Origin of the sequence: Polaribacter sargassicola (assembly GCF_021991835.1) — a bacterium.
GTDB lineage: Bacteria > Bacteroidota > Bacteroidia > Flavobacteriales > Flavobacteriaceae > Polaribacter > Polaribacter sargassicola.
The window spans coordinates 159257-171870 of sequence record NZ_JAHDAU010000005.1 but is presented as its reverse complement, the minus strand read 5'-3'; the positions used below and the strand labels follow the sequence as shown (position 1 = coordinate 171870).

The following is a 12614-nucleotide window of genomic DNA, read 5'->3' as shown; positions in this document are numbered from 1 at the left end:
GGCTAGTTTTTAAAAATATTAAATGATGCAGATAATACTTATCTTTTTTATGTTGAAAAAAATATATTTTTAACTCAACACAAACATAAGACGCTTCAAAATAAATTATGTTACAAGAAATTTAAAAAAAGATAAAGTATCTTTGTTTTGTATAAAATTTTACTGTTTTAATGATTGATTTACCTAAGGATAAAAAAATAATACTTTTTGATGGTGTTTGTAATTTATGTAATAATTCTGTTTTAAAAGTTATTAAACACGACAAAAACAACATATTCATTTTCAGTTCACTACAATCTAAAACAGGACAAGAAATTATAAATAATTTAAAAATAGAAATTTCTAAAATAGACTCTATAATATTATATGAACCTGGTATTTCTTATGATATAAAATCTACAGCTGCTTTAAGAATAATGAGTAGTTTTGGTGGTTTTTGGTCTTTATCTCAAGTTTTTTTACTCTTACCAGAAGGTTTTAGAAATCTTGTTTATGATTATATTGCAAAAAACCGATACAAATGGTTTGGTAAAAAAGACAGCTGTATGATACCTACACCAGAACTTAAAGCTAAATTTTTAGATTAAAAATGAATTCTTTACTATCTATTAAATATGCTTTATACTCTCTTGTTTTAACAATTGCCATAATTATTTTATCAGTAAAAATAAATGAAACAAACCCTTATGTTGTTTCTACAATAGTGGGATTACTTGCTTTTATTATCTTAATTTTATCGATTATTGGTCTTATAAATGCTTTAAAAAGTTTTAAAGAAGTTAAAAAATTTCAAACAATCTTTGCCTTTGCTGTAAACTTGTTTTTTTTAACTCTATACTCATATTTAATAATATCTAATATTTAAAAAACCAAAAATGGAATTACCAAAAGAAATAAAATGTGTAATTTTTGATATGGATGGAGTAATTATAGACTCCGAAGAAATTCATAAAAAAGCTTATTACGAGACTTTTAATGCAATTGGCGTTAATGTTTCTGATGATTTATACAAAACCTTAACAGGATCTTCTACCATAAATGCTTTTCAGAAATTAGTGGCACATTTTAATTTAGATTTAAACCCAGAAGAATTGGTTTTAAATAAAAGAAAAAGATATGTAAACTTCTTTGAAAACGATCCAACTTTACATTTAGTAAAAGGTGTAGAAGATTTAATAAAACATTGCTATAATAAAGGACTTACTTTAATTTTAGCTTCTTCTTCTGCAATGGTTAATATTGATAGAGTTTTTAATAGGTTCGATTTAAACAAATATTTTACTGCTAAAATTAGTGGAGCGGATTTAACTGCTTCTAAACCCAACCCAGAAATTTTTGAAAAAGCGGCTGTTTTAGGAAATACACCCAAAGAAAATTGTATTGTTATTGAAGATTCTGACAACGGAATTAAAGCTGCAAATGATGCTAATATTTTTGTTTTTGGTTTTAAAAATCCAATGGCAGAAGACCAAACATTAGAAAATGCAGATTTTATTATTAATAATTTTAAAAGATTAAAAAAGATAATTTAGTATTATTTTTTTAAAAAGCATAAAAAAAAGCCTATCAAAATTGATAGGCTTTTAGATAAAAATTTAACTAGTAATAAATATATATATTATAATACTCTTACGTTTACTGCGTTTAATCCTTTTCTTCCATCTTGTAAGTCGAATTCAACCTCATCGTTTTCACGAATTTCGTCAACTAATCCTGACACATGTACAAAATGTTCTTTGTTTGTTCCTTCTTCAGTGATAAATCCAAATCCTTTAGATTCATTGAAAAATTTTACGGTACCTTTATTCATTATAAAAAATTATTGTGTTGTTTGTTTTATTACTAACAACGTGTATATTAGTTACAAAGGTAATGCCATTTTTTAAATAATCACATAAATTATTGATTTTCTTTATTTTAAATCATTAAAGCCTATAAACAAAGGCTTTAAGTCTATTAAATTCTTCTAAAATATCTTCTACTACATCATTTACAGGTTTTATACCATCAATTAAACCTGCTATTTGACCAATTTCTAATTCTCCATTATCTAAATCCCCTTCAAAAATTCCTTTTTTAGCTCTACCTTTTCCTAATAACTCTTTTATTTTTTCTTTTGATGGATTTTGTTGATATAATTCTTGCAAATCATTGTAAAACTTATTTTTTATCAGACGAACAGGCGCCAATTCTTTTAAGGTTAAATGTGTATCGCCATCTTTAACGTTAACAATTGTATTCTTAAAATTGATATGTGCAGAAGATTCTTTTGTGGCTGCAAACCTACTACCAATTTGCACACCATCTGCTCCTAAAACCATAGCTGCCAACATACCTCTTCCTGTTGCAATTCCTCCTGCTGCAATTATTGGTATTTTAATTTGTTCTTTAACCATAGGTATTAGTGTAAAAGTTGTAGTTTCTTCTCTACCATTATGTCCGCCAGCTTCAAAACCTTCGCAAACAACGGCATCAACTCCTGCTATTTCTGCTTTTAAAGCAAATTTTACAGAACTTACCACATGTACAACTATAATCCCTTTTTCTTTTAAAAAGGAAGTCCAAGTTTTTGGGTTTCCTGCAGAAGTAAATACAATTTTAACCTCTTCTTCAATAATAATATCTATAATTTTTTCAATATCCGGATACAGCATTGGCACATTTACACCAAAAGGTTTATTAGTGGCTTTTTTACATTTTTGTATGTGCTCTCTTAAAACATCTGGATACATAGAACCCGCACCAATTAAACCCAAACCACCAGAATTAGAAACAGCCGAAGCTAAACGCCAACCAGAAACCCAGACCATTCCTCCTTGTACAATTGGGTATTTTATTTTAAAAAGTTCAGTTATTTTAGTTGTCATTAATAAAAGTGTAGTTTTAATTTAAACTATAAAGTAATCTTCAATATCAATAAAATTATATTTTTAATAATTTTATATTTTTCTCTTTATTGTCTTTATAAATTTTTAATAAATAGATACCTTTTTCTAAAAAAGAAACGTCTAATATCTTAGATGTTAAGCCTTCTTTTTCTAACAGTTTTTCTCCAAGAACAGAAAACAGTTCTAATTTTACATCATTAAAATCATCTATTGCAATAGTAAAAGTACTTTCCACAGGGTTTGGATATATTTTTACATCCAAAAAACTTTCATCAATCAAAGACAAACTTGCTTGATAACTATTTAATGCAGTTTCAAAATTAGGAATTCCGTAACCATATTGATCTGCAGGGTTATTAAATTTATCTGCAGATTTATAAACTGCTTGTTTTAAATATTCATTTAAATTCTCTGCGGATGTTTTTGCAGATGTTTTTAAAGCAAAACTTTCATTTTGATTTAAACAAGCAATTAAACCTGTCATAATTGGTGATGAAAATGAAGTTCCGCTAGAAGATGTTGTTATTTCTCCTGTTAGATAATTAATTAGTGATGGATTTTGTCCTTGTCCTAAAATCTCTGGTTTTATTCTTCCGTCTGATGTTGGACCAAAAGAACTAAAACTAGCAATTTCTCCCGAAGCATTTACAGCTCCTACAGAAATTACAGAAGAAGCGTCTGCAGGTGCTCCAATATATTTCCAAGAACTGTTACCGCTATTTCCTGCAGAATTTACCAATAATAAACCACGAGAAGCTCCTATTTCTGCTCCTCTAGATATAAAAGTAGTTTTACCATCCATATCATTATAGGTATGACTATGGTTAGCGTTGTCAAAAGTTGTATAACCTAAAGATGTATTTACAACATCAACACCTAAACTATCTGCTCTTTCTGCGGCTTCTACCCAAAGTGTTTCTTCTAAAATAGTTTCTGTTTCTGCAATTTCTGATATGAATAAATAAAATTTCGCATCTGGTGCGGTTCCTACAAATTCATCTTCTAAATAACCAGCAATAGAAGATAAAACATGTGTACCGTGGCTATTTCTTGTATAAAAATTCTCATTTCTATCCGCAAAATTATATCCTCCTAAAATTTGATTATTTTCTCTAATTCTTTTAAATGCTTCTAAAGTATTTACATTAGGAAAACCGGCATCAATTATGGCTATAATTTGATTTTCTCCTGTTAAACCTTGCTCGTGCAAATAATCTCCTTTTAACATTTTAATTTGATTATCTGCAGCTCCATAAACAAAATCGGTTTGTACATCATTAAATTTATTGTAATGATTAGGTGTAATTTGCTCAGATTTTGTTTCTGTTTTACCCGAAGCATTTAAACTTTTATTTGCAAACTCTACATGATCTATAAAACTATAACTTGCTAATAGATTGTTAATATCTTCAACATCTCCTTGTATGTGAATTGCATTTAACCACTTAGATTTTGCCAAAACTGTAATTGTGGTTTCATTTTTTAATTGATTGTAATAATCCGAATCAATAGGAACATCAATTTCATCCAAAGAAATATTAAGTCTAGTTCTTCTATCTAATGCTCTTTGAGAAAGCATTGTTAATGGATTTTCTAAAAAAGTAGTTTTATTGGGTTTATCCTTTAAAAAAACCCATGCATCTTCTTGAGATATAGCCTGAAAAGTAATTGTTAAAAACAAAAAAAGTAGTAAATTCTTCATAATCCGAATTTACTACTTTTTTATAAAAATTTTTTATTTTTTTTATGATATAACTCCAGAACCTAAAAGTTCTTCCTCTTTATACCAAGCCACAAACTGACCTTCTTGTATGGCAGATTGTTTGTTTTCAAACTCAACATATAAACCTGTTTCGACTTTGTATAATGTTGCATTTTCTAAAGGTTGTCTATATCTAATTCTTGCATCAACCTGCATTGTTTCTCCTACTTCTAAAGTTAAATCTTCACGAATCCAATGCATTTCTTCATTAGAAACAAACAACACATTTCTATATAATCCTGGGTGATTTTTACCTTCGCCAGCATAAATTACATTTTCTACAACATCGGTTTCTATAACATACAAAGCTTCTTTTGTACCACCAACATTTAACCCTTTACGTTGTCCTTTTGTAAAATAATGAGCGCCTTGGTGCTTACCAACCGTTTTACCGTCTTCTTTTTTGTAAGAAAACTTTGTAGCAAAATGAGCCAATTCTGCTTCTTTGTTTTCAAACTCTGGAGCTTGTTTTGTATACTGCTCAAAATCTGAAGGAATGGTAACAATAACTCCATTTTTTGGTTGAAGTTTTTGCTGTAAAAATTCTGGCAATCTAACTTTACCAATAAAACATAAACCTTGGCTATCTTTTTTTTCTGCAGTAATTAAATCTGCTTCTTTAGCAATTGCTCTAACTTCTGGTTTAGTTAATTCGCCAATAGGGAATAATGCTTTTGTTAATTGATCTTGTGATAATTGACATAAAAAATAAGATTGATCTTTGTTATTATCAATTCCGCCTAATAATTTATATACTGGTTTTCCATCAATAATTTCTTCTCCTTTTCTACAATAATGGCCAGTAGCTACATAATCTGCACCTAATTTTAAAGCGATGTCCATAAAAACATCAAACTTAATTTCTCTATTACAAAGTACATCTGGGTTTGGTGTTCTCCCTTTAGAGTACTCATCAAACATATAATCTACAATACGTTCTTTGTATTGCTCGCTTAAATCTACAACCTGAAAAGGAATCCCTAATTTTTCTGCAACAATCATTGCATCATTAGAGTCTTCTAACCACGGACATTCATTAGATATTGTTACAGAATCATCGTGCCAATTTTTCATAAAAAGCCCAATTACTTCGTAACCTTGTTCTTTTAATAAATAGGCTGTTACACTACTATCTACACCACCAGAAAGACCTACAACTACTCGTTTCATTTTTTAATTTTGAGGATGCAAAGTTACAACATTGTAAGAGATTTGTATATTGAAAAAAGTAATAGATAAATTGATTTGATTTATTAAATAAAATCTAAAAAAAATTATTTAATTATTCGTCTTTTTAGTGTAACTAGATTTACTCTTCTTTAATTCTTTTTCTGTGGTAATTTCTCCATCTAAATAATATTCCCACTCACCTACTCTTTTTCCATCTTTATACTCACCAAATTCTTTTAAATCACCATTTAACTCATAATATTTTGCAAGTCCGTTTTGCTTTCCATTTTTGTAAGTAATTTCTTCTATTAAAATGCCATCACTTGTATAAGTTTTAGAAACACCGTCTTTCAATCCATTTTTATAAAAAGATTCTTCTGTTATTTTTCCGTTGGGATAATAATTTATTAAAACACCATCTAATTTATCGTCTTTATAAAACTCTTCAGACATTTTATTTCCATTCGCAAAATAATAAATCCATTTTCCTACTCGTTTTTTCCCTAAAAAATAACCTTTACTTTGCACACCTCCATCAGAATTATAAAAAGTAACAAGAACTTCATCTTTATCTTCTGAATAAGTTTTAATAATTGATGGAAAACCAGAATTTGAATCATCATAAAACTTAAAAACACCAACCTCTTTTCCGTTTTTAAAAGTACCTGTGTATCTAATTTTGTTATTAGGATAATATTTTTGCCAAACACCTGTTCTTTTATTATTGGCATCAAATTGATTAATTTTCTGAGCTTTAGAATTTTTGCTGATAAAAAAAGCAAAAAAAACCAGAATAAAACTTAGTCTTTTTATATTTAACATTTAAAATAAATTTTAGAGTAAATATACATTAAACGTAATAAAATGAGTATTATTTTTTTAACACAAGAATTAGAAAATATGGAAAACCCTAAAAGGGAAAACCGAGAAAGAGTTGCTAATATTGTTTTAGAAAATAAAAAGTTAATTCGTTATTTGGTGTCAATTACTTTTGATGTAGATAACAAAGTATCTATAAAAGCCGCTTGGATTTTAGAGTGGATTTGCACTCACCATCAATTAGAATATATTTTACCACATTTAGATGAATTTACAAGAAAAATAGAACTCTTAAAATTTGATAGCGCAATTAGACCTTGTGCAAAAATTTGCGAACATTTGGCCAATGCTTATTTTTCTAATAAAGATAATAAAGTAAAAGAAAAATTAACAGCACAACACATTAATAGTATTATAGAAACTGGTTTCGATTGGTTAATAACACCACAAAAAATAGCTGTAAGAGCATATACAATGACTACTTTGTATTTATTTGGATTAAAAAAATCTTGGATTCACCCTGAGTTAAAACACCTTATAGAAACTAAAATTATTCATGAAAGTAAAGGTTGTAAAGCACGCGGAAAGCATATTTTATATTTGATAGAAAAACATCAAAAAACAACTTTATAAATCTGTTAAAATGCCTATTTTTGCATTTAACAACATAACAAAAAAATGGAATTAACACAATTAAATGCCATCTCGCCAATAGATGGACGCTATAGAGGTAAAATAGCAAAATTAGCAGATTATTTTTCTGAAGAAGCTTTAATAAAATACAGAGTTCGTGTAGAAATAGAATACTTTATTGCTTTGTGCGAAATTCCGTTACCTCAATTAGTGGACTTTAATTCTGATTTATTTGACGAATTACGTAAAATTTATATTGATTTTACTGCAGAAGATGCTCAAAAAATAAAAGATATAGAAAGCATTACAAATCACGATGTAAAAGCTGTTGAGTATTTTATAAAAGAAAAATTTGATGCTTTAAAATTAGAAGGTTTTAAAGAATTTATACACTTTGGGTTAACTTCTCAAGACATAAATAACACAGCTGTTCCGCTTTCTATAAAAGAAGCAATGAATGATGTTTATGTACCACATTATTTACAAATTTTAGATAAATTACAAGAATTAGTTGTAGAATGGGCAGATGTTTCTATGTTAGCAAGAACACATGGGCAACCAGCATCGCCTACTAGATTAGGTAAAGAAATAGATGTTTTTGTAGTACGTTTACAAGAACAATTTAATTTATTAAATGATATACCAAGTGCTGCTAAATTTGGTGGTGCAACCGGTAATTATAACGCTCATAAAGTTGCGTATCCAAAAATTGATTGGAAAGAATTTGGTACTAAGTTTGTACAAGAAAAATTAGGTTTACACCATTCTTTTCCTACAACACAAATTGAGCATTACGATCATATGGCTGCTTTGTTTGATAATTTAAAACGTATTAATACTATTATTTTAGATTTAGACAGAGATTTTTGGACATACGTTTCTACAGATTATTTTAAACAAAAAATTAAAGCAGGTGAAGTTGGTTCTTCTGCAATGCCACATAAAGTAAATCCTATAGATTTTGAAAATTCTGAAGGAAATTTAGGTTTAGCAAATGCTATTTTTGAACACCTTTCTGCAAAATTGCCGGTTTCTCGTTTACAAAGAGATTTAACAGATAGCACTGTTCTACGTAATATTGGTGTTCCTTTTGGTCATACAATTATAGCTTTTACATCTACTTTAAAAGGTTTAAATAAATTATTATTAAATAAAGAAAAGTTTAATCAGGATTTAGAAAACAATTGGGCTGTTGTTGCAGAAGCTATTCAAACTATTTTAAGAAGAGAAGCTTACCCAAATCCTTACGAAGCTTTAAAAGGCTTAACAAGAACTAACGAGAAAATAAATAAAGATTCTATTGCAAACTTTATAGATACTTTAGAAGTTTCTACAGAAATAAAAGAAGAGTTAAAACTTATTACACCTTCTAACTATACAGGTATTTAATGAAAAAATTATTTGGAGTACTTACAATTTTAATCACTTTAGTTTCTTGTAAATCAGAAATTGAAGATAATTCTGATCGATTTAAACAAGGAGTTTTTGAAGTTCCGGCCGGTAAAGGATATAGTAAAACTATAATTACAAGAATAGACTCGATTCAAATTGAAGAATATGATAAAATTGTAAGTATTTCTAATGATAGTACTACTTCAGAAAAAAGAATAAAACATATTGATACTTTGTATATCAAATGGAAAAATAATTTCTTTTATACTTTAAAAATGAAATCACCTAAAAAGGAACTAGATAAAGATCCTATTTATGTGCAAATAACCGAAGTTAAAGACAGTTCTTATAACTTTAAAGCAAAAATTGGTTTTAGTAAATTTGTTACAGACGGTACTATTTACAAAATAAAATAAGCTTAATTCTACTTTTTATCATTAAAATATATTTTACAAAAAGGCTTTTTTAAGAGTAATAATTATATATTTTTTAATTATTTTAAGAATTCATTAACAAATCTATTATTACATTTGTTTTTTTACACAAAATACGTTTTAAAATTAATTACACAATTATTCACTTTAAAAAACATATAAGCACAGTATTATTGGTAATTTTTTTATTACCAATGTCTATACTCTCTTTACATGGTTTTAGTAACCATGAGCATGTTATTTGTTATTCTAAAGTAGAAAATCATATCCATAAAAAAGATTTAGACTGTAAGTTAAACGTTTTAAAACAAAACCATTCTTTTTTAACTAATAACAGTTTTTATTTAGAGTTAAAGCAATCATTTGTTACAAATAATATATTACAATATAATTTCTTAAAAAATCATTATCATCTATCGTTTTCATTAAGAGGTCCACCCTTTTGTATTTAAATTAATTTCTATTTAATTTAAACTTATGAAAATAAAAAATGATAAAATTACTTTGTAAATATGTATTTGCAATATGTATAACAACAACTGCATTTACACAAGAATGTCAATTTTCTTTTAAAGGAAAAATTACAGACTTTCATGATAATACATCAATAATTGGTGCTTCTTTACAGATAGAAAATTCAAATAAATTTGCCACTACAGATTTTGACGGTTTGTTTGAATTTAAAAACTTATGTGAAGGAAAATATACCATAGTTATAAAACATATTTCTTGTGAAACTAAGAGAGTTACAGTTTCTGTAAATAAAAATACCTTTCAAGAAATTACATTAGAACATCATGTAGAAGATTTAAAAGAAGTTATTGTAACATCTACACATAATGTAACTGCAAAAACTAACCAAACCACAAAAATAGATAGTAAAACTATTGATGAATTTAGTGGTAAAAGTTTAGGAGATGCGTTAAAAAATGTTGCAGGTGTTTCTTCAATAAATACAGGTAATACTATTGTTAAACCAGTAATTAATGGTTTACACAGTAGTAGAATTATTGTAATGACAGATGGTGTTAGATTGCAAGACCAAGAATGGGGAATAGAACATGCGCCTAATATAGACATAAATAATGCCGATAAAATAACAGTAGTTAAAGGTGCTAATTCTTTAGAATTTGGTGGCGATGCTATTGGCGGTGTTATTGTTTTAGAACCTTCTAAATATGTTTTAAAAGACAGTATTTTTGGTAAAACTATTTTGGGTATACAAAGTAATGGTAGAGGTGGTAATTTACATAGTAGTATTACCAAAACTACTAAAAAAGGATGGTTTTTAAATGCTAAAACCACTCTAAAAAGGTTTGGAGATTTTAATAGTCCAGATTATAATTTAACAAATACAGGTTTAGCTTCAAAAGCTTTTTCTATTCATACAGGATTGAAAAAATTTGAAAATGGATTTACTGTTGATTATAGTTTTATTAACAACAATATTGGTATTTTGAAAGCATCACATATTGGTAATATAGATGATTTAGTAAGCGCAATTAATAATAAAGAACCTTTAATTGTAGAAAGTTTTAGTTATGATATAAATGCGCCAAAACAAGAAATAAATCATCATATTTTTAAAATTGATTATTACAAAAGATTTCAAGATTTAGGCAAACTTGATATTCAGTATGATTTTCAAAAAAACCAACGATATGAGTACGATATAAGGGTTGGAGACGACAAAGATAAAGCATCAATTGATTTAGATTTAACAACACATTCAATCAGTTCTACTTTTGATTTTAACAACAACTTAGAAAAAACTTATAAAATTGGTGTAAAAGGAGTTTATCAAAATAACTTTGCAAATCCTTTAACTGGTGTTAGACGATTAATACCTGATTATGATAAATTTGATGCTGGCATTTTTGCTATTGGTAATTATATTTTAAATGATAAAACAACTGCTAATGTTGGTTTAAGATATGATTTTAATTATATAAATGCTAAAAAATTCTATTTAAAAAGTAGATGGACAGAAAGAGGTTATGATGAAGAATATGGTAATCTAATTACTGGTGATTATACAACACAGTGGTTAGTAAACCCTAAATTTTCTTTTCATAATATTTCTGCTTCTGCAGGAATAGTTTATCAAATAAATGATAAAAACGCTATTCTTTTCAACTACGGATTATCTAATAGATCACCAAATGCATCAGAATTATTTAGTGATGGTTTACACCATTCTGCAGCTAGAATTGAGTTGGGTGATTTAGCTTTACAACAAGAAATTTCTAATAGAATTTCTTCTACATATAACTTTACATCAAACAATACTTTTATATCTGTAGAAACATTTTTTAATAACATTCATAATTTTATTTATTTAGAACCAACGGGTACAGAACAAACTATTCGTGGTGCGTTTCCTGTTTGGGAATATAAAGCTACAAATGCCAACTTATTTGGATTTGATTTTACATGGCGTCAAAAAATTAATAATGCTTTATTATTTAGCAATAAATCATCTTTAACTTTTGGTAACGACGTTAAAAACAATAAATCTTTAATTGATATCCCTGCTCCTAGCTTTAAAAATTCTTTAGAATATAAAAATGTAAATTGGCATCAACTAAGTGTTCGTTTAGATAGCGAGTTGGTTTTAAAACAAACTAATTATCCAAACAACAATTTTACAACTTATTTGCCTACTAAAGACAGCTACGAAGTTGTAGACATTAGCTCTACACCTGCAGGTTATCATTTATTACATTTACACACAGATGCCGTTTTTCATCTTTCAAAAAAAACAGATTTACAAATATCAGCTAGTGTAACTAATCTATTAAATACAAAGTATAGAGATTACTTAAATAGATTACGATATTATGCCGATGATTTAGGAAGAAATTATAACCTACAAATAAAAATTAATTATTAAATACACATTATGAAATCTATAAAACACATATTAATATTAGCATCAATTATTTTAGCAACAGCTTGTTCTAATGATGATGATCCAGAAGTAGTAAACGAAGAAGAATTAATAACTACAGTTACTGTAACATTAACATCGCAAGAAGATGGAACTGAAATTGTTTTAAATAGTGTAGATTTAGATGGAGACGGACCAAATGAGCCTGTAGTTACAGGTGGAGTTTTAGCAGCTAATACTATTTATACTGGTAGTACAAAAGTTTTAAATGAAACTGAAGATCCTGCAGAAGACATTACAGAAGAAGTTTTAGAAGAAGGTGTAGATCATCAATTCTTTTATTCTTTTGCTAATAGTTTAGCTATAGCTACTTATACAGATGCAGATGAGAACGGAGATCCTATTGGTATTACTTTTACATTATCAACTTCGTCTGCTGGTTCAGAGAACTTAACTGTTTCTCTTATACACGAACCAAACAAAAGTGGTGAGGGAGTTATAGATGGAAATATTACAAATGCAGATGGAGAAACAGATGCAGAAGTTACTTTCCCTTTAACAATAGAATAAGTTCTTACAAAAACATTTTTAGAAAAAAGTGCTGAATTTATAAATTCAGCACTTTT

The 12614-nt window shown here is 27.6% G+C and carries 13 protein-coding genes; 8 read left to right on the top strand and 5 right to left on the bottom strand.

Annotation, left to right across the window (positions count from 1 at the left end; translation table 11 throughout):
- The first annotated feature begins 170 nt into the window (after positions 1–170).
- From KI686_RS09950 to KI686_RS09940, 3 genes are read left to right on the top strand one after another with little or no spacing between them, the layout of a single operon-like run.
- On the top strand, positions 171–587 hold the full coding sequence (locus KI686_RS09950; RefSeq protein WP_237589136.1) for a thiol-disulfide oxidoreductase DCC family protein: 417 nt from the start codon (positions 171–173) through the stop codon (positions 585–587).
- Positions 588–589: 2 nt separating this feature from the next.
- Complete coding sequence (locus tag KI686_RS09945) at positions 590–865, top strand: hypothetical protein (protein WP_237589135.1); 276 nt, start codon at positions 590–592, stop codon at positions 863–865.
- Positions 866–875: 10 nt separating this feature from the next.
- Positions 876–1532, top strand: a complete 657-nt coding sequence (locus KI686_RS09940) for an HAD family hydrolase (RefSeq protein ID WP_237589134.1) — start codon at positions 876–878, stop codon at positions 1530–1532.
- An 86-nt stretch (positions 1533–1618) separates the two neighbouring features.
- Here the strand turns inward: KI686_RS09940 and KI686_RS09935 are convergent, their stop codons facing one another.
- The 5 genes from KI686_RS09935 to KI686_RS09915 all read right to left on the bottom strand — a co-directional run bounded on the left by KI686_RS09935 (position 1619) and on the right by KI686_RS09915 (position 6642).
- Positions 1619–1810 carry a cold-shock protein gene (locus KI686_RS09935; protein WP_015480027.1) on the bottom strand — a complete coding sequence of 64 codons (192 nt, stop codon included), beginning with the start codon at positions 1808–1810 and terminating at the stop codon, positions 1619–1621.
- 115 nt (positions 1811–1925) lie between these two features.
- Complete coding sequence (locus tag KI686_RS09930; protein WP_237589133.1) at positions 1926–2867, bottom strand: NAD(P)H-dependent flavin oxidoreductase; 942 nt, start codon at positions 2865–2867, stop codon at positions 1926–1928.
- Between the two features lie 55 nt (positions 2868–2922).
- The gene (locus KI686_RS09925) at positions 2923–4590 is read right to left on the bottom strand and encodes a S8 family serine peptidase (protein WP_237589132.1); all 1668 of its coding nucleotides are present in this window, start codon (positions 4588–4590) and stop codon (positions 2923–2925) included.
- A 42-nt stretch (positions 4591–4632) separates the two neighbouring features.
- Positions 4633–5820 carry a tRNA 2-thiouridine(34) synthase MnmA gene (gene mnmA, locus KI686_RS09920; protein ID WP_237589131.1) on the bottom strand — a complete coding sequence of 396 codons (1188 nt, stop codon included), beginning with the start codon at positions 5818–5820 and terminating at the stop codon, positions 4633–4635.
- 108 nt (positions 5821–5928) lie between these two features.
- Entirely contained in the window at positions 5929–6642 is a 714-nt protein-coding gene (locus tag KI686_RS09915) for a toxin-antitoxin system YwqK family antitoxin (RefSeq protein WP_237589130.1), read from the bottom strand.
- A gap of 42 nt (positions 6643–6684) precedes the next feature.
- Between KI686_RS09915 and KI686_RS09910 the strand changes: the two genes are divergently transcribed.
- The 5 genes from KI686_RS09910 (at position 6685) to KI686_RS09890 (ending at position 12558) form a co-directional block, all read left to right on the top strand.
- The gene (locus KI686_RS09910) at positions 6685–7272 is read left to right on the top strand and encodes an adenylosuccinate lyase (RefSeq protein ID WP_237589129.1); all 588 of its coding nucleotides are present in this window, start codon (positions 6685–6687) and stop codon (positions 7270–7272) included.
- Positions 7273–7317: 45 nt separating this feature from the next.
- Positions 7318–8661: an adenylosuccinate lyase gene (purB, locus tag KI686_RS09905; RefSeq protein WP_237589128.1), complete on the top strand. Its 1344-nt coding sequence runs from the start codon at positions 7318–7320 to the stop codon at positions 8659–8661.
- On the top strand, positions 8661–9080 hold the full coding sequence (locus KI686_RS09900) for a hypothetical protein (protein ID WP_237589127.1): 420 nt from the start codon (positions 8661–8663) through the stop codon (positions 9078–9080). The genes purB and KI686_RS09900 overlap by 1 nt, the downstream gene beginning before the upstream one ends.
- A 508-nt stretch (positions 9081–9588) precedes the next feature.
- Positions 9589–11991 carry a TonB-dependent receptor gene (locus tag KI686_RS09895; protein ID WP_237589126.1) on the top strand — a complete coding sequence of 801 codons (2403 nt, stop codon included), beginning with the start codon at positions 9589–9591 and terminating at the stop codon, positions 11989–11991.
- Positions 11992–12000: 9 nt separating this feature from the next.
- Positions 12001–12558, top strand: coding sequence for a type 1 periplasmic binding fold superfamily protein (locus tag KI686_RS09890; protein WP_237589125.1), 558 nt, complete (start codon positions 12001–12003; stop codon positions 12556–12558).
- Positions 12559–12614: the final 56 nt, after the last annotated feature.

Excerpts from the sequence above, each read along its gene's own strand:
- KI686_RS09900 (WP_237589127.1), top strand. The coding sequence starts at position 8,661 with ATGAAAAAATTATTTGGAGTACTTACAATTTTAATCACTTTAGTTTCT.
- KI686_RS09895 (WP_237589126.1), top strand. The coding sequence starts at position 9,589 with ATGATAAAATTACTTTGTAAATATGTATTTGCAATATGTATAACAACA.
- KI686_RS09910 (WP_237589129.1), top strand. The coding sequence starts at position 6,685 with ATGAGTATTATTTTTTTAACACAAGAATTAGAAAATATGGAAAACCCT.
- KI686_RS09925 (WP_237589132.1), bottom strand. The coding sequence starts at position 4,590 with ATGAAGAATTTACTACTTTTTTTGTTTTTAACAATTACTTTTCAGGCT.
- KI686_RS09935 (WP_015480027.1), bottom strand. The coding sequence starts at position 1,810 with ATGAATAAAGGTACCGTAAAATTTTTCAATGAATCTAAAGGATTTGGA.
- KI686_RS09940 (WP_237589134.1), top strand. The coding sequence starts at position 876 with ATGGAATTACCAAAAGAAATAAAATGTGTAATTTTTGATATGGATGGA.
- KI686_RS09950 (WP_237589136.1), top strand. The coding sequence starts at position 171 with ATGATTGATTTACCTAAGGATAAAAAAATAATACTTTTTGATGGTGTT.
- KI686_RS09915 (WP_237589130.1), bottom strand. The coding sequence starts at position 6,642 with ATGTTAAATATAAAAAGACTAAGTTTTATTCTGGTTTTTTTTGCTTTT.
- KI686_RS09945 (WP_237589135.1), top strand. The coding sequence starts at position 590 with ATGAATTCTTTACTATCTATTAAATATGCTTTATACTCTCTTGTTTTA.
- KI686_RS09930 (WP_237589133.1), bottom strand. The coding sequence starts at position 2,867 with ATGACAACTAAAATAACTGAACTTTTTAAAATAAAATACCCAATTGTA.
- purB (WP_237589128.1), top strand. The coding sequence starts at position 7,318 with ATGGAATTAACACAATTAAATGCCATCTCGCCAATAGATGGACGCTAT.
- mnmA (WP_237589131.1), bottom strand. The coding sequence starts at position 5,820 with ATGAAACGAGTAGTTGTAGGTCTTTCTGGTGGTGTAGATAGTAGTGTA.
- KI686_RS09890 (WP_237589125.1), top strand. The coding sequence starts at position 12,001 with ATGAAATCTATAAAACACATATTAATATTAGCATCAATTATTTTAGCA.